A 17,120-nucleotide genomic window follows, 5' to 3' on the forward strand; every position below is an offset into this window, starting at 1 on the left:
CCAGCTCGACAAGCTGGGGGTCACAAGTTCGAGTCTTGTATCGCCCACTGCCCCGGTTTTGCCGGGCTTCGCCTTGCATGGCGGACCCCAGCAGAACCGGGGCTTTTTTCTGCGCTGGCCTCTGGGCGTGCGCATTCCTGTCATCGTCAGCGACGACTTGTCGTGGCTCATTCCCTCACGAGCCCCTCAAACGTCTGCTTAAAATCCTCTTCCGTCAGCGCCGTATCGAACAGCCCCACCTCCGTCCACTTGTGCCGGCTCACGCCCATGTACCGCAAGCTGGCATCCTCGTAGCGACGGAACTTCCAGACGGCATCGTTCATCAGCGCGCTGTTGAACACGCCCAGACTCACCAGCCGCTCGAAGTCCTCGGTCGTCAACCCGGTCACGCGCTTAAACAGCTTGGGCTCCAGCTTGGTGATCACGTCCTTCAATCGCTGCTCGCGGAAGTCGGTCAAATACATGAACACCGGCACGCGCGCCGCGAACTTGATCAGCTTTTCCTGCACCTGCTTGCGCAGACTCTTGCGCTCTTTCTCGGCCTCGGTCAGTTCCTTCTTTTCCTTGGCGCTCGGCTCGTCCCCTTCGCCCGCTTTGCGCTTGGCATCCTTGATCTGCTCGGAGCGGTTGATAATCGTCTCGAGGTCGGCGTTCAGGTTGCGAAAGCCCTCGATCGCCATCAGCGCCGCCATTGCCGCCTGGTCGTTCATCAGCCGGTTCAGCGTCGAATCGTCCACGTTCACCAGCAGCACGCTTTCCCAGCGCTTGGCCAGCAGCGTCGCGCTGGTGCCGGCCGTGGCGATGTCCAAAATCGCGGCCGCGTCCAACTGACGCATCGAACTGCCGTCGTATTGCAGCACCGGCAAGAACCCCACCAACTCCCCCACCCGCTGTTCGGCCGTGGTGTCATCGGTGGCCAGTCGCGAACCATAGTCGGCAATCTGGCGCAGCGCCCGGTTCGGCGCGAAGTCAAATACATAGCACTCCGGCTTGACGACAATCTCCTGCCCCTGCTCGTCTTTGACCGTCCAGGGAGATTGCACGCGAAATGCGGCCTGAAAATACGTCTCGGGGCTGCTGCATTTGCGCAGCATCAGCATCCCCGCCCAGGGACGCACGGTCACGCCCGTCGTCAGCTTGCCGCAGGACAGGGTGATGCTCTTGCTCGCCAGCGGCTCGTCCATCGCCGCGAGCACCGGCGGCAGCGCCTTGGCGCCGACGCCCGCGTCCGAGCCAGCCGCCACCACCACGTGGTAATCCTGATAGAAGGTGTTGTTCTTGGCCTTCAGCAATCGCGCCATCGCCTGGCACGACGCCACGCTGGGCAAGAACCAGAACGAATGCTGCAACACGCCCAGCAGCCGCGCATCGCTAAACGGCAACGGCGGGCGGTCCTTGCCCAGCTTCAAGTCGTCGACCGTCGTGCCGCGGAACGCGCCACGGATCAGGTCGAGCCACTTTTGCACTTCGTTCTCGTGTTCGAACTTGGCGTCGTCTCCTTCCCCTTCGGCCCGAAAGAACTCGTTCAAGTCGAACTCGTTGAACTCTCCTTCCTCGGCCACTTGTCGAATGTCGTCGGGCAGCGTGTAGGTCATCAACACCAGTCGCGGCAAGCTGGCATAGGGGTTCGGCCCCGGGCCTTTCCAGTCGCGCTTGGCCCGCTGCTCGTCGCTGTAGGTCCAATTGTAAATCTGATCTTCGATGAACTCGCCCGACGCCAACGCCCGGAACGGCGTGCCCGACAGATACAAGTAATGCGCCGTGTCGATCGGCAGGATCGACTCGTCGAATTCCACTTCGGCCTTGGTCACTTCCTCGGCCACTTCGCCGGTCTCTTCCTCGTCGGCGCCGAACAATCCCTTGGCATTCTCGCGCCAGGCGCCATAGTGGTACTCGTCCAACACGACGCAATCCCACGCGGTCTGGTGTACCCAGGCGTTGCGCGGCTTGATGGCCCCGCTGGGCGTGCGCTGCAAAAAGTCCTGAAAGCTGCCAAAACAAACGATCGGCCGCTGTTTGTCCGCTTGTTCATAGGTCAGTTCGCCGTCGCGCGTGATGAACTGCCAGCCTGCAAAGTCGCGGTGTTGCTGCAAGTCCTCGGACCAGGCATGCAGCACCGCTGGTTTGAACGTCAGCACCAGCACCTTGCGCCAGCCCATTTGCCTGGCCAGTCGATACGTGGCAAAGGTCTTGCCGAACCGCATCTTGGCGTTCCACAAGAAATGTGGCGTATGCCCCGGCTGCTCGGTCTTGGCCCGCTGGAAGTAATCGGCGGTGCGCTCGATGGCGTCTTGTTGCTCGGGGCGCGGGCCAAAGCTCAGCGTGCGGTCTTCGACGTTGGCGGTTCGATCGCGCACGGCCACGACGGCGGCCCGCACTTGCGCGACCGAGCATTTGAACCATTCGTGCGACGGGTTCTTGATGCCGCGGGCGCGGAGGTGGCGGTGGACTTCGTGGTCGGTAAAGCTCGACCCGTCCGAGCGCATGGCCGGCTCGATCAGTTCGATGCGATAGGCGTTGAGGCCCGAGGGGAACTGCTCGGCGATCCGGTCGGCGGCGACGCGCTCGGTGTAGCCGACCTTGAGCAACCCGGCGTGGTCAGGGTGCGTGCTGGCAAAGGCGTAGATGGTCGGCGCAGCGGGAGGGCGTGCGGGGAAGAACTGGTCGATGGACATGAATCCTATCCTCTATTCATCGTCATCGACGTCGGCAATGACCTCGTCGGTGGCACCGCCCGTGACGTCCATCGGGCGTACGATCTTCTCGATGAATTCAATCTCAGTCGCCGTCAATGCGTATCTTTCGTATAGGTCTTTGTCTGTCCACTGCTTGGTCCAAACTTGAGTCGGAACGAAGGTGTAGACTTTACGGGTTGTGTCCTGCGCTGGCTTGTGCAGGAGAATCAAAAAACGTGTCAATCGGCACGACAGATACGACAAAACGCTTTCAGCTTGATTTCGATTATCGAAAGGACCAATACACAGGTAAGTCTCAGAAGAGATACTCCCAGGCTCCCCGATGAAGGGCGTGCTGATGATGCGGTGCGGGTACGTGTCCTTGTTTCCCGTGCCGGGTGCCGCGCGACCGACATAAACTTTCCACTTGTCGATCAGGTCAGTGCCAACCTCTATAGAGTCTCTCGGTGTGTAGCCTTTACCGCCGTTTCGATAGACCAAGACGTCGCCAGTCGATTCGGTAGAATTCCCCTTAAAATACGTGCGGAGGCCAAATGGCCTTAAAGAACTAACGAGCCTGTCGAAACGCTTGCTTGAGGGCAACGACAGCGATTGCCTTGAACCGGTTTCAACTGAAACGACCTTTTCAAGAACGGAAAGTCCTTCGTTGAATCGGATGAAAACGTCGACCCCTTCTTCAACGAGCGAGCGAGTTGCGGTTGAAGTGGGCCAGTCCTTGAAGTGCGTCGACACTCGGCAGGGGCCTGGATTGTCTCGGTCCCAGACGAAATAACAAACGCCGCCTTTTAGGCCAATCCCCGGGAAAACGTCTGATGCGGTAAGAAAGTCGTCGATTGAGCGCGTGCGATCGTCGGCCAACATTGATTCTCTGAATTCATCCAGACCTTTACCGCCCGCGAACCATCGCGCCGGGATGACCATCGTCAGGTATCGCGGTTCCAATTTCTTTGCCTGTTGCACAAACTGGTGATAGATCGGCGAGGCGCTGCGGCCGAAGCCGCCGTCGCTCAACTGATACGGCGGGTTCCCGATGATCACGTCGAACTTCATCTTGAATACCTCCCTGGGATCGATGCCGTGGATGAACGGGTAGGCGTAGGCCTCGAACGTCTCGTCGCGATCGTACTCCCCCTGGTTCGCGCCGCACGACGCGCACTTGCCGCTGCCATTCCACGTGTGCTGCGTTCGGGGCAGACGAATGTTGCCGTCGGCCTTGGTGAATGTGGTGGCGACGCTGTACTTGCCGTCGGCCTTCTTGCTGCAATAAACGCTGCGGCGACTGAGCAAAGCCGTCAGTTCGCTCGTCGCCAATCCGAAGACCTGGTTGGTCAGGATGTGGTTGACGCGCGCTTGCTCGTCGGGGAGTTGATCTTTCAGACCGTCGTTGAGCCGGCGGGCGATCTCGCGCAGAAACACGCCTGACTTGCAGACCGGATCGAGAAACGTCGTGTCGGGCCGGCGAAACAACTCGGGGGGCAGACTGTCGAGCATGGCCAAGGCCAACTTGGGCGGCGTAAACACCTCGTCGGCACTGAGGTTCGCCAGGCAGGTGAGGATGTCCGGGTTGTGGCCGTTCATGCCGGCCCCTCGGCGTCGGCGACTTTCAGATAATGGCAAGCCGGGAACTCGCCCACGCTCGTGGGAATGAAAACGTCTTCCCCTCGGTCGCTAAACAGCGGCAAGCTGGCCACGCGACTGTCCTCGAGCAAATGCTCGTAACTAAAGTCGCGACGCTTCAGCAAGGTTCCGTTCAAGGGGGACCACTCGCTGAGCACGATTGGCGTGTCGGCCGAGGTGCGAAACGTCAGCGCGTCTCCCTGGACGATATTCTTGGCCAGAATGAACGCCAGGGCGCGACGGACGGCCTCGGGTAAGGTCGCCCGGTGCGAGGCGCCGTAGGCGTCGGCCACCACGGCGAGCAAACGCTCGCGACAGGCGGCGATGTTGTCGGGCAACAGGTCGATGCCGTACAGGCTGCACACCGACAGGATCGCGTCGCGCTCCCACTTCTCGGGATGGCGGGCGTGTTTTTTGTCGACGGTCAGCAGCTTGCGCCGCAGCACTTCGGCCAAAAAGTTGCCGTTGCCGCAGGCGGGTTCGAGAAAGCGGCTGTCGATCCGCTCGCACTCGTGGGCGACCAGGTCGAGCATATCGTTGACGAGCGCCGGCGGGGTAAAGACCTCGCCGTGGTCGATGATGCGTTGACGTGAGCTCATCCGTGGAATCATATCGTTGCGGCCGATCATTCGCCCAAGTATTCCTCGAGACACGAGCCCCCCTCGACTCCACCGGGCGGGGCAATCGGTGTGGGGATGCGCGGCGGTCCCTTAAGTTCCCGAGCTGCGAGCTGGAACCCCAGAGTTTAACCCACCACGGCGCGGATCGACAGTCAGCGCGGGGCCAGACAATGGGGCAGTTTGAAACGAGGACGTTGGGTGGTGGGCGTGTCTACCAAGCCGGTGGCTTTGCCACCGAAATCGGCGGCAAAGCCGCCGGCTTGGGTAAGGTTGTAGGTCAGGCCTTGGCCTGACAAGGTTGTGCGCACCACTTCGTCAGGCCAAGGCCTGACCTACGGCTTGCAACCCTCGGCCGCCCTGACGCAAATATCGGGGCCACGCCCATGCGCACCGTTCCATTCGTTGTCGCGGCCCTAGCCCAGCCGTCATTCCCGCGCAGGCGGGAATCTAGTGGACAGACTGCGCTCTGGATTCCCGCCTGCGCGGGAATGACGGGATCGGGGCGGGCGTTTGCTGACGGGTTCCAAGCCGACACTCCGCTGGCGATCGAGAGCGTCCGCTTCCCGCCGCCGGCACGCGACTCCCCCGCTTTCGCGTGGGCTCGCGCGGCGTGTTATGATGGGGGCCGGGCAACCCGCGCATCGTGCCGGACTTGCCAGCGTGGTTGGGGGGGCACGCCCATGTCCGACGCCGTCAACACACCAGCGATCTCCGCGCTCGAGAAGCCGCTCACGCGACAGTCGCTCATTCTGCGGCTGACGCTCTCGGTGGCCGTGCTGATCACCTGCACGGCGGGGTTGCTGGGAATCGCGGGCTATGTTTTTACACGGCGGGTGCTGGTCAGCGAAATCCAAGGACGACTTACGCTCGTCGCCAGCACGCGTCAGGCCGCGCTGTTGAACTATCTTGAGCAGCAGAAAGCGCGCGTGAGCCTGGTTGCCAGTCGCACGCGGTTGCGCGAGCTGATGACAGGGCGCGCCGCCGGCGAGATCGGCCCCGACGAGTTCGCCGCGGGCGTGCGGCCCATTCTGGCCGACGCGCGGAAGAGCCTGACGCTGGCCAGCGAAATCAAACTGGTCGATCGCCAGGGAGTCGTCCTGGCCTCGACGCGCGAGGCGGCGGCCGAAGCCCCGTTGCTCGACGATCCCGACTTCCGCGCCGGGCGTCAGGCGCCCCATATTGGCGAGCCCCGCTCGCAAGGCCCGCGGTTCGCGCAGTGGGCCACCGCGCCGCTGTTGTCGAGCGAGGGAGCGCTGTCGGGGGTGTTGGTGGTGGTTCTCGATGCCAAGCCCCTGGCCGAGGTGCTGAACGATCGAACCGGGTTGCAGCAAACCGGCGAAGTGCTCGTGGCCCGGTCGGTCGGCGATCACATTCAGTATTTAATGCGCCCCGAATTGCACGAGTTGGCGGCCGAAAACGTGCCGGCCACCGCGGCGTCGCTCCGCGATGAATCGGGCTTTCGCGAAACGCGCGATTATCGGGGGCACTCCGTGCTGGTCGCTTATCGGCCGGTCGGCTATGGCAATTGGGGCATGATCGCCAAGCTCGACGCGGCCGAGGCGTACGCGCCGGTGGCCAAGTTGCAGCGGCTGCTGTGGGCGCTGCTGGCCGGCACGCTGTTGGCTGGCTTGGTCACTTCCTACGCGCTGGCTCGGCAGTTCTCGCGGCCCATCGTCAAGCTGGCCGAAGCGGAACAGGCGTTGCGAACGAGCGAGGAGCGGGCCCGCACCATCATCAACGCCGCGTACGACGCGTTTGTGGCCATGAACCCGGCCGGCGAGATCATCGACTGGAACCAACAAGCCGAGGCCACCTTTGGTTGGCGCCGCGCCGAGGTGCTGGGGCGCGTGCTGGCCGATGTGGTGATTCCGCCGCGCTACCGCGACGCCCACAATCAAGGGCTGTCGCGCTTCCTGGCCACCGGCGCAGGCCCGGTGTTGAACAAGCGCGTCGAGATCGCGGCGCTGCACCGTGACGGGCGCGAATTCCCGGTCGAACTGACCATCTCGCCGATTCGCCTGGGGGACGCCTGGTTGTTCAGCGCCTTTGTTCACGACATTACCGAACGGAAACGCGCCGAGTCCGACTTGCAACGAGCCAAGGAGGAGGCGGTATCGGCCACGCGCGCCAAGAGCGAGTTTTTGGCCAACATGAGCCATGAAATCCGCACGCCGATGAACGGCCTCATCGGCATGACCGAACTGACGCTCAACACCGAGTTGACGGCCGAGCAGCGCGAGTTTCTGGACATGGTCAAGCTGTCGGCCGACGCGCTGTTGGCGCTGTTGAACGACATTCTCGACTTTTCCAAGATCGAGGCTGGCAAGCTGGAGCTTGATCCCGCGCCGTTCGAGCTGCGCGACCATCTGGACGACACGATGCGGACGCTGGCGCTGCGCGCCTATGGCAAAGGTCTGGAGTTGGCCTGTCGCGTGCCGGCCGACGTTCCCGACGCGCTGGTGGGCGACGCCGGCCGCTTGCGGCAGGTGATCATCAACCTGGTGGGCAACGCCGTCAAGTTCACCGAACGGGGCGAAATCGTCGTCACCGTCGAACGCAGCGCGGTCGCGGCCTCGTCCGCCGGCGCCGAGGTTTCGCCTCGGGAAAATGGCCTCGGCTCGCGCTTGCCTGGGCCCACGGTCGAGCTCCACGTGGCGGTCGCTGACACCGGCATCGGCATCGCCGCGGACAAGCAGCCGCAACTGTTCCAAGCCTTTACCCAGGCCGACGCCTCGACCACGCGCAAGTACGGCGGCACGGGCCTGGGCTTGGCCATCTCGCGGCAACTGGTCGAGATGATGGGCGGACGGATGTGGGTCGACAGCACTCCCGGCGTGGGCAGCACGTTTCACTTTACGGTGCGCTTCGGCGTGCAAACCGACGCTCGACCGAAACACCAGGTCGACTGGGACGATATTCGCGACCTGCCGGTGCTGGTGGTCGATGACAACGCGACGAACCGCCGCATTCTGGTCGAGGTGCTCAAGCAATGGGGCTTGCGCCCCTTGGCGGTTGACGGCGCCGAGCAAGCGCTAAGTGAGCTGAGACATGCCGCCGAACACGGACACGCCTATCCGCTGGTGTTGGTCGATTGCATGATGCCCGGCATGGACGGCTTCGCGCTCGGCGAACAAGTGAAACAGAACCCTCAATTGGCGCAGGCAACCTTGATGATGCTTTCGTCGGCCCTGCAACCGGAGTATCGCACGCGGAGCCGATCGCTCGGCTTTGCCGCCTATTTGAACAAGCCCATCAAGCAGTCGGAGTTGCTCGACACGATTATGAACAATCTGCGCGGCGCGCATCTGTCGCGCCGGCCGGCGGCCGCGCCGCTTGAATTCCAGCCGCGCCGGCCGTTGCGGGTGCTGCTGGCCGAAGACAGCCTGGTGAATCAAAAGCTGGCGGTTCGACTGATGGAGAAATGGGGGCATCAGATCGTGGTGGCCAACACCGGGCGCGAGGCGCTCGATGCCCATGAGCAACAGCGCTTCGACCTGGTGTTGATGGACGTCCAGATGCCCGAGCTGGACGGCTTTGAAGCGACGGCGGCGCTGCGCCAGCGCGAACAAGCGACCGGCCAGCACGTGCCGGTCATCGCCATGACGGCCCACGCCATGAAGGGGGACCGCGAACGGTGTCTGGAAGCCGGCATGGACGCCTACGTTTCCAAGCCGATTCGGCCGCAAGAGCTGTTCGACGTGATCGAGGAGACGCTGGCCGCCGCGGAAGCGGAACCTGGACGCTGAAGCGGCGCTGGCGGTGCGCGACGTGGCCTTTGGTGAGCTTGGGCTCACTCGACTGATCGCCCTGGCCGATGCGCCAAACGCGGCTTCGATCCGCGGGGCGGAAAAGCTCGGCATGCGCTACGAAAAAGACGCCACGCTGCTCGGCTACACGCGCCCCGACCGCGTTTACTCGCTGACGCGACAGGCGTAGTTGAACGGTTGAGCTGACGACGGGTTCTCGGTAATAGAGGCCGCATCACGGTTCATTGTGGCGTCAGTATGTTTCCAAAGCCGGCGGCTTTATGCCCTTTGCAGCTACCGGCTCGGTTGAACCAGGCAGTAAACGCCAGCCCTGGTTCCGTCATTCCCGCGCAGGCGGGAATCCAGGCGCGCGACCAGCCATCTAGATTCCCGCCTGCGCGGGAATGACGGCCTGAAAACGCGCGCTACGCCGATTTGAAAATCGTCGGCTAGCTCAGGCGATACGGGCTGCGGTATTCCTTGGTCAGCCACTTGGCGGCTTCGGAATCGCCGACGATCGTTTCGGCCTGGGGGTCCCACTGAATCTTCTTGCCCGTGCGGATCGCGATATTGCCCAAGTGACAGACCGTGGCCGAGCGATGGCCAATGCCGATGTCGGCCGCCGGCTTGGCTCGCGACTTGACGCAATCGAAGAAGTTGTCGACGTGGGCCTGGTTGGCCTGGGCGTTGACGACCTTGAGCGGCTCGATGTCCTTGAGCAGTTCGGGCGGATTGGTCTTCAGCCCGCCGCGGTACACGAACAGGCTCCCCTTGTCGCCGATGAACTCGGTCCCTTGGTCGGTGCCCTTGGTGTTCAGCTTCTGGCGACAGCTCATTACCACGCCGTTGGCATAGGTGTACTTCAAATCGGTCGTGTCGGGCGTTTCGTACCAGCCGTCCGCATTGAAGACCCCTGTCCCTTCGACGCTGACCGGGCCGCTGTCGTCCATGCCCAGGCCCCATTGCGCAATGTCCAAGTGGTGCGCGCCGAAGTTCGTCTGCTGGCCGCCGCTGTAGTCCCAGTAAAAGCGGAACAGGTAGTGAACGTGGTTCTTGTTGTAGGGCCGATACGGCGCGGGGCCCAGCCAGCGGTCATAGTCGAACCCCGCGGGAGGATTACTGTTCGGCACGGGCTGGCCAGCGCGGGCAATCCAGTTCGGGCTGGGCAGCGTGACGTTGATCGAGTGAACCTTGCCGACGATTCCCTTTTGCACCAGCTCGACGGCCAGCTTGAATTCACGACCGCTACGCTGCATGGTCCCGGTTTGCACCACGCGGTTGTACTTGCGCGCGGCGTCGATCATCGGCCGCCCTTCGCCGATGACCAGCGTGAGCGGCTTTTCGCAGTAGACATCCTTGCCCGCCTTGCAGGCGTCGATGGTCATCAGCGCGTGCCACTGGTCGGGCACGGTCACCACCACGGCGTCGACGTCCTTGGCGTCGAGCACGCGGCGATAGTCGTCGGTCAGCGTCGCGGTCAGATCGGCTTGCTTCTTCAAGAAGTCGGCCGCCTCGGCCAGGTAGTTCTGGTCCAAGTCGCACATGGCGACGATGTTCTTGAGGAAGTACTTCATGTTGTTCTTGGGGCCGCCTTGGTTCCCCACGCCGATCATGCCCACGCGCACCCGCTCACTGGGCGCTTCGGCGGCGAACGTCGAGCGGTAGCTCTTGGCCGACAGACCGAGGATCACGCCCCCCAAGGCCGAGTGCTTCAAGAACGAACGCCGAGATTGCTTGGACATGACGGTGACTCCCGCAGGAAGGCCTGGCGATGAAGTGGATTGGGTGATGGTGCGACGGCGCCGGCCAGAGGAAAGCCAGCTCGGCTTGATCGAGCGCGTGTGCCAACGCCGGACAGTATAACCCGCGCGGTGGGGCATTGCACGCTAGCCGGGCATGTACGCAATCAGGTCAATTCTCGCGGGGGCGGCACGTCCAATCCAGCTCAAGCGATCAGGCTATCCAATAGGCCGAATTTGGACCGAGCTCGACTTGAGGCACGCCCGCACCGAATTACTTCGCGAACTCCGGCGGTAGTTGCTCGCCGTTCTTGATCACAGCGGCGCGCGTGGTGATGACGACTTCTTCGCCGCTCCCGTCGGGCTTGCGACGGATGACGAAGACGGCCTTGTCTTTCCGCGAACTTCGCTCTAGCAGCGCGCGGATAATCTCCCGCGCGGGCTTGTCAACCTCATGAATGCCAAACGATGAACCGCGCGTAATGCCCTCCAATTGCAGGTCTTGTTCGCGCATCGTGATTGGGATGTTCGTGTTTTCAGACAGCATCTCCAGCGCCTTTTCCAGGCTATTGCGCGGGAATGAAAGCGTCGTACGCCGTGCAAGCAATTCGGTAACGCCGCCGAACTCCGTCGGCAGGTTTTCCTGATTCTTGAAGACCGCGGCGCGGGTAGTGATCACTACTTCCTGGCTGCCGTCAGGTGTGGATTTGATAATGAACACCAGCTTTCCGTCGGGGCTGTACTCCTTCAAAATCTCGACCAGAATCTTGCGAGCCGGCGCCTTATGCTCGTGAAACCGCTTGATGCTTGTTATTCTCTCTTGCACTTGTAGGTCTTGCTCGCGAATGGTGATCGGAAAGTCGAGTTCTTCCGAAAGCATTCGTATCGCTTGTTCCAACGTGCCGAAACCGACTTCAAACGTAATGAGGCGGTTCAATCTGGCCTCAAGCGAATTCGGATTGGGCGATTCCCATGGCATTGGCCGCTCGCCGAGGCAAAGGCGCGCACCCACCAGCAAGTTCCGTGGCGCTTCGACCGGCAGATAGGACCGGATCACGATTCGACCGTCGGCCGCTCCGACGCGCGTATACTTGCGCAGCGCCCGAACCATGTCCGGATAGATGAGCGACAGGTTGCGGCCCAGCGGCCCCTCATCGAGCTTCTGGATATAGCGGTTGGCCAGTTGATCCAACCGATTGATCCGGTCCACGAAGGGTTGCGCCGCTTCCAAATGGTCGGCGCGGGCATCGGCTTGTGCGATGAGCAGTTCGGCAAATGATCGCTCGTCGTCCAGGTGGCCGCTAAACAACACGGCCGGTACGGACTCTAGCGCGTCTCGCGCGGGAACATGGCTAGGCAAGTCTCCAGCAAAGCCCGTCAGGAACCACGCGACTGGATTGAACAGATAATTCGCAGTCCGATTGAATAATCCCGAATTGTTGAGTGCAAAATATGGCGCTGCGGCCATCGTGAAATGTCGATTCGCATCGCTCTGCTTGAGGAGCGCGAGGGTCGCCGGAGGCAAGTCAGCTGGCTTGCCTCGAATGAGGTCGGGCAGCGCTTCGAACTTCGCGATCACGAGAACGCGACCGTTTTCTCCGGGAGGTTGCCAATAACTCCCCCGATTCTGATCTCTGAGAATCGTTTGGCCCTCGATCTCCACCGTTTGGGCATGCCATTCCTTGTTGGCAATCAGGTGTGAAATGGGAACAGGATCGCGAAAGTACAGGACTTTACAATAGTGCGAATCGTTCCACTTGCTGCCGATCAACAACAGTTCGATATTGCCCAGCGTCGTACCTGTCTCCTTGGGCAGCGCGTAGCGCATCCACCGGGCAAAATACCCCGTTACATCAGGGTCGAGCAGCTTGCGACCCTCGGGATGAAGAACCAATTCGGCGGGGCGGAGGGCGATGACCCCTTGTGTGCCGCGCGCGAGATACTTGAGATCGAGCGGAGGACCAGCCGTGGGCGAAACATACATGCCTTCGCCGTCGGCCTTGCTCACCTCTTGCTGTGCTTGCTCATTGGACGCCTGAGCCACTGCGGTCGCTGGTCTCTCCATAGGTTCGACCACCGGAACCGGTTCGCTGTGACGGAGCCAGCCCCAGACGGCTAATGCAGAGGTGACGAGCGCGACACTCCACGCAAGCCAAGACGACGTCGGCATCGCCAGCGGACGCACAGGTTCCATCATTGATCTCGCGTACTCGAGCCGCTTCGCCCAACTGCCCGGCCGGCGAGGCCCTTAGATCAACTCGCGCAGCGGCTGGTAGTGATCGACCAGGTATTGCGGACGGCCGGCCAGGTCGTTGAGCGTGACCTGGTTGCCGTCGATGCCCAGCCGGTTGTAGAGCGTGGCCAGCACTTCCTGGAAGTGGACCGGGCGGTCCTTGGCTTCGGACGCGATCCGATCGGTCGAGCCGATCACCTGGCCGGTGCGCAGGCCGCCGCCGGCCAGCAGCGCGCACGAGACGTTGGGCCAGTGATCGCGGCCGGCGTTGTTGTTGATCTTGGGCGTGCGACCGAACTCGCCCCAGGCACAGACCGTCACGTCCTTATCCAAGCCCCGGGCGTACAAGTCTTCGACCAGCGCCGTGATCGCCTGGTCAAAGACCGGCATGTTCTCGCGCGAGCCGCGGAAGTTCTGCCCGTGAAAGTCCCAGAAGCTGAAGCTGAGCGTCACACAGCGGACGCCGGCTTCGACCAGCCGACGGGCAATCAGGAACTGCTCGGTCAGCCGCGGCGCGCCGTCCCCTTGGTGCTTGGCCGTGCTCTTGCCGTAGCGCGCCAGGGTCTCGGGCGACTCCTTGCTGATGTCGAGCGCGTGGGCCAGGCGATTCGACTTGAGCATGCCGACCGCTTGCTGATGAAAAGCGTCGAGGCTCCCCATCATGCCGCTGCCGTCGAGGTTGGCGTTCAATTGATCGAGCGCGCGGTGCAACTGTTGCCGATCGGCCAGTCGTTCGAGCGTGACTCCTTGCAGCACCAGGTCCTCTTTGCCGTCCCCGTTGGGCTGGAACGGCGCGAGCGCCGGGCCGAGGAAGCCCGGCTTGCCCGAGTTGTACGGCTTGTGCTGCATCCGCGGCGACAGCCCGACGAACGGCGGCACCGATTCGCTGGTCGCCCCTTGCACCTTGGCCACGGCCGAGCCGAACTCGGGCCAGCCGCCGGGAGGCTGCTTGCGATCGCTCCGCCCGGACAAGCATTGGAACGAAGCGTGATCGCCGATCGAGCCGACGATCGAGCGAATGGGGACGAACTTGTCCATCATGCCGGCCAGGCGCGGCAGCAGTTCGCAAATCTGAATGCCCGGCACGTTGGTGTTGATCGGGTCGAACTCGCCGCGAATCTCGGCCGGCGCATCGGGCTTCAGGTCGTACATGTCCTGGTGCGGCGGCCCGCCCGGCAAGTAGACCATGATTACCGCTTTGTGCGACCGCGCGCCGCGCTCGCTCTCGGCCCGCAACAGTTGCGGCAACGTCAGCCCGGCCAGCCCCAGCCCGCCAATGCGCAGAAAGTCGCGCCGCGAGCGATGATCGCAAAACCGGTGAGAACGAACCGACGATTGAATCGTGAGCATGGGGCAGAAGTCGCGCGGGAGTCAAAGCGGGCGGGTCAACGGGGGAGGAGGTGCAGGACCACCAATTCTAGCCGAAACCGGTACCCGCGTTCAACGGAATCTGGCTACTCAGCGGCATCCCAGTCTTGTAGGTCAGAGCCGTAGGTCAGGCCTTGGCCTGACAATGCTGTGGATTCAACAAGATTGACACCGAGCTCGCATCCGGCAAGCACAATGATGTCAGACCAAGGCCTGACCTACGGCGATAACTTTGCGAGATGCGCGACTTGCTTCCTGACCCTCGCCCCTTGCGGGAGAGGGTGGTTCGCGTCAGCGAACCGGGTGAGGGGGCACCCCAGGCTGGCGCGATTGGAAGTGGAGCGTGGACCCTCATCCGGCCTTCGGCCACCTTCTCCCGGAGGGAGAAGGGTTTGCGCTGGCCCAGTGGTGATGGCTACCCGCGCGCGGCACGCACGCCTCATCCCAACTGGTAAACCTCGTACGGATGGTCGCACGGGGTGCCGCGGGTGACGTGCATCCGACCCGCGCTCGGCTCCATGACGACCGAGAAGACGGTCTGCCAATCGCCGGTCTCGGGATCGTCGTTCGCGTGCCGGCAGATCGAACGCGGGTGGCCGTCGTGATCCGCGAGCGCTCGCTTCGCATCGTCGACCGTCAGGTCGCGCGACTGTTCAAAGTTGATCAATCGGTTGATCCGCCGCTGCCGCGCGTGAGACTGGATGAGCTCGGGAAACTGGTCGTTGGTCGCCAGCAGGTCGGGATGCAGGCAATGGTTCGCGTGGGCCAGCCCTTGCGTCGCGGCGTTCTGCAACACGTGGACCGCGTCGATCGTCACTTCCAGGTCGGCCGGCCCCTGCGGCGTGATCAACATCAGGTTCGCCGGAATCACCCGGTCGGCCTGCCGCACGCGCTCGACCGCCTTCGACAACGAGTCAGACCCGTAGATGCCACGGACCGTGAAGTAGTGGGGCACGCCCAGTTCGCCCATCGGCGCGGGCAGCGAGTTGAGACAGACGCCGATCCCCGCCGCGTTGAAACCGATGTAAGCGATCAAGCCCGCCTGGGTCAGATTGAGCAAGGCCGGCTTGTCGGCCGGGCGGCGCGTGAGGACGATCGTAAAGCGATCGAGCCCTGGGTCGTTGTCCCAGTTCTGGGCCACGATCCCGCCGCCGTGCCGAGGACCGTGCCCCTGCAATGCGAACGACGTGCAGCCTTCGTCCGACAGGGGTCGGAACTGGTTGCGAATCTGCAGCAGCATCAACGCCTCGAGCGACAAGCCCGACGCTTCGGCCATGCCGCGCAGTTCCTCGACCGAGTCGGGACTGTAGGCCTCGGCCAGCGGGATCGCCCGGGCCGCCGCGTTCATAGCCCGCTCGCGTGACAAGCGCATTCGCTTGTCGAGCTGTTCGAGCGCTTTGTCGAAGAACGTGCGGATCGTTTCGCCCGCCGCTTCGCCCAGTTGGCGACCCATCTGCCGCGGCGCGCCGGCGATGGTCAGCTCGGGGTAGCGGGCGGGCGTGGACATGGGACGCAGCTCCTGGGGATGATTCAACGCGCAATCAGACATCAAGTGCCAGCCCTGATTCCGTCATTCCCGCGCAGGCGGGAATCTAGTGGTTGCGGTTCCCCTCTAGATTCCCGCCTGCGCGGGAATGACGGCCAAGACAGGCGCACGACAACGAATTGAAGCACGCTCTCGGCTCGCCGTACGATTCGACCGGCGGCCAACGCTATTGTCGGCGAGATTTCCAGCCTCGGCAAGTTCCCGCATGCGATGCCCCTTGAGAACCGTTATCCTGACCAGGGCCGGATGGCCGCACTGCCTCGCTGGCTAGAACCTGCCGGCTCGCATCGCACGCAAAGGTTTCAATCATGGCTGAACAAGTCGCGCCCAACGAGGAAAGCACCCCCAGCGGGCAAGCAACGCCGCGGCTCGAAAGCGTTGACGCCTTGCGCGGCTTTGACATGTTGTGGATCATCGGCGGGGCGTCGGTGGCCCGGGCGCTCGAAAAGCTGTCGCCGAGCCGCGCGACGCAGTTCCTGGCCGAGCAGTTGCAGCACGTCACCTGGGAAGGGTTTCGCTGCTACGACCTGATCTTCCCGTTGTTTTTGTTCATCGTCGGCATCTCGACGGTCTATTCGCTCGACAAGGCCCTGGCCTCTGGCTCGCGCGGCCAGGTCGCCGCGCGGATCGTGCGCCGCAGCTTGCTGCTGTTTGCGCTCGGCGTGTTTTACTCGGGAGGGCTGGCCAAGCCCTGGCCCGACATCGCGCTCGGCGGCGTGTTGCAACGGATCGCGGCCTGTTACCTGGCGGCAGCGCTCGTCTATTGCCTGGTCCGCCGCCCGGGGGCCTTGCTCGGCATCGCCGCGGCGCTGCTGATTGGCTATTGGGCGCTCGTGACCTATGTGCCGTTTCCCGATTTGCAGCTCGACAAAGAGCACGTCCAGAAAATCGCCAAAGAGATCGGCTCCGAGCGACCGCACGAAATTGCCCAGGCGGTCAGCGCGCGTACCAGCGGCTTGTACGAAGAAGGACGCAACCTGACCAACTATCTCGACTTCTTATACCTGCCGGGGCGCAAGGCGCAGACCTATTACATCAACGAAGGGTTGCTCAGCACGCTGCCGTCGATTGCGTTGCCGCTGTTGGGCATGGTGGCGGCCATGTGGCTGAGGTGTCCACACACTTCGCCGGGTCGGAAAGTTCTGGGGCTGATCGCGGCGGGGGCTGTCTGTGCGCTGCTCGGCTGGGGGTGGAGTTGGCAGTTCCCGGTGATCAAGAGAATCTGGTCGTCGTCGTTCGTGTTGCTGGCGGCGGGTTACAGTATTTGGCTGCTGGCCGCGTTTTACTATTTGATCGACGTGCGGCAGTGGCGTACCTGGTGCCGGCCGTTCGTCTGGATTGGTTGCAACGCGATCACGCTTTACATCGGCTCGCAACTGTTGGGCTTTCCGTCGATCGCGGCGCGGCTGGTCGGCGGCAGCGTCAGCCAGTACCTGAACACGCGCGTCGCCACGGGCTCCGGCGATGTGATGGTCGCCTTGGTGGGGCTGGCGCTGGTCGTGCTGTTGGCGCGGTTTCTGTACGTGCGCAAGATTTTCATTCGCGTGTAGGTTTG

The 17,120-nt window shown here is 62.9% G+C and carries 10 protein-coding genes; 3 read left to right on the plus strand and 7 right to left on the minus strand.

Annotation, left to right across the window (positions count from 1 at the left end; translation table 11 throughout):
- Positions 1-167 precede the first annotated feature (167 nt).
- Genes JSS27_14615 through JSS27_14625 form a run of 3 tightly spaced genes read right to left on the minus strand, consistent with a single transcriptional unit; the run spans position 168 to position 4,924 of the window.
- A complete protein-coding gene (locus tag JSS27_14615; protein ID MBS0210178.1) occupies positions 168-2,675 on the minus strand; it encodes a GIY-YIG nuclease family protein in 2,508 nt (835 codons plus the stop codon).
- Between the two features lie 12 nt (positions 2,676-2,687).
- Positions 2,688-4,274, minus strand: a complete 1,587-nt coding sequence (locus JSS27_14620) for an Eco57I restriction-modification methylase domain-containing protein (protein ID MBS0210179.1) — start codon at positions 4,272-4,274, stop codon at positions 2,688-2,690.
- Positions 4,271-4,924 carry an SAM-dependent DNA methyltransferase gene (locus JSS27_14625; GenBank protein ID MBS0210180.1) on the minus strand — a complete coding sequence of 218 codons (654 nt, stop codon included), beginning with the start codon at positions 4,922-4,924 and terminating at the stop codon, positions 4,271-4,273. The genes JSS27_14620 and JSS27_14625 overlap by 4 nt, the downstream gene beginning before the upstream one ends.
- A gap of 689 nt (positions 4,925-5,613) precedes the next feature.
- Between JSS27_14625 and JSS27_14630 the strand changes: the two genes are divergently transcribed.
- Both JSS27_14630 and JSS27_14635 read left to right on the plus strand, forming a co-directional pair.
- On the plus strand, positions 5,614-8,679 hold the full coding sequence (locus JSS27_14630; GenBank protein MBS0210181.1) for a response regulator: 3,066 nt from the start codon (positions 5,614-5,616) through the stop codon (positions 8,677-8,679).
- A complete protein-coding gene (locus tag JSS27_14635; GenBank protein ID MBS0210182.1) occupies positions 8,669-8,869 on the plus strand; it encodes a GNAT family N-acetyltransferase in 201 nt (66 codons plus the stop codon). The genes JSS27_14630 and JSS27_14635 overlap by 11 nt, the downstream gene beginning before the upstream one ends.
- Before the next feature lie 259 nt (positions 8,870-9,128).
- Here the strand turns inward: JSS27_14635 and JSS27_14640 are convergent, their stop codons facing one another.
- The 4 genes from JSS27_14640 to JSS27_14655 all read right to left on the minus strand — a co-directional run bounded on the left by JSS27_14640 (position 9,129) and on the right by JSS27_14655 (position 15,526).
- Positions 9,129-10,421, minus strand: a complete 1,293-nt coding sequence (locus tag JSS27_14640) for a Gfo/Idh/MocA family oxidoreductase (protein ID MBS0210183.1) — start codon at positions 10,419-10,421, stop codon at positions 9,129-9,131.
- Between the two features lie 271 nt (positions 10,422-10,692).
- On the minus strand, positions 10,693-12,612 hold the full coding sequence (locus tag JSS27_14645; GenBank protein ID MBS0210184.1) for a hypothetical protein: 1,920 nt from the start codon (positions 12,610-12,612) through the stop codon (positions 10,693-10,695).
- 54 nt (positions 12,613-12,666) lie between these two features.
- Positions 12,667-14,001: a DUF1501 domain-containing protein gene (locus JSS27_14650; GenBank protein MBS0210185.1), complete on the minus strand. Its 1,335-nt coding sequence runs from the start codon at positions 13,999-14,001 to the stop codon at positions 12,667-12,669.
- Positions 14,002-14,458: 457 nt separating this feature from the next.
- Positions 14,459-15,526 carry a peptidase C45 gene (locus JSS27_14655; protein MBS0210186.1) on the minus strand — a complete coding sequence of 356 codons (1,068 nt, stop codon included), beginning with the start codon at positions 15,524-15,526 and terminating at the stop codon, positions 14,459-14,461.
- A gap of 347 nt (positions 15,527-15,873) precedes the next feature.
- On the opposite strand from JSS27_14655, the gene JSS27_14660 reads away from it, so the two are divergent.
- Complete coding sequence (locus JSS27_14660) at positions 15,874-17,115, plus strand: DUF1624 domain-containing protein (protein MBS0210187.1); 1,242 nt, start codon at positions 15,874-15,876, stop codon at positions 17,113-17,115.
- Positions 17,116-17,120: the final 5 nt, after the last annotated feature.

Source organism: Planctomycetota bacterium (assembly GCA_018242585.1).
Classification (GTDB): domain Bacteria; phylum Planctomycetota; class Planctomycetia; order Pirellulales; family PNKZ01; genus JAFEBQ01.

Coding starts and splice junctions, on each gene's coding strand:
- JSS27_14615 (MBS0210178.1), bottom strand. CDS start 2,675: ATGTCCATCGACCAGTTCTTCCCCGCACGCCCTCCCGCTGCGCCGACC.
- JSS27_14625 (MBS0210180.1), bottom strand. CDS start 4,924: ATGATTCCACGGATGAGCTCACGTCAACGCATCATCGACCACGGCGAG.
- JSS27_14620 (MBS0210179.1), bottom strand. CDS start 4,274: ATGAACGGCCACAACCCGGACATCCTCACCTGCCTGGCGAACCTCAGT.
- JSS27_14630 (MBS0210181.1), top strand. CDS start 5,614: ATGTCCGACGCCGTCAACACACCAGCGATCTCCGCGCTCGAGAAGCCG.
- JSS27_14655 (MBS0210186.1), bottom strand. CDS start 15,526: ATGTCCACGCCCGCCCGCTACCCCGAGCTGACCATCGCCGGCGCGCCG.
- JSS27_14660 (MBS0210187.1), top strand. CDS start 15,874: ATGGCTGAACAAGTCGCGCCCAACGAGGAAAGCACCCCCAGCGGGCAA.
- JSS27_14650 (MBS0210185.1), bottom strand. CDS start 14,001: ATGCTCACGATTCAATCGTCGGTTCGTTCTCACCGGTTTTGCGATCAT.
- JSS27_14645 (MBS0210184.1), bottom strand. CDS start 12,612: ATGGAACCTGTGCGTCCGCTGGCGATGCCGACGTCGTCTTGGCTTGCG.
- JSS27_14640 (MBS0210183.1), bottom strand. CDS start 10,421: ATGTCCAAGCAATCTCGGCGTTCGTTCTTGAAGCACTCGGCCTTGGGG.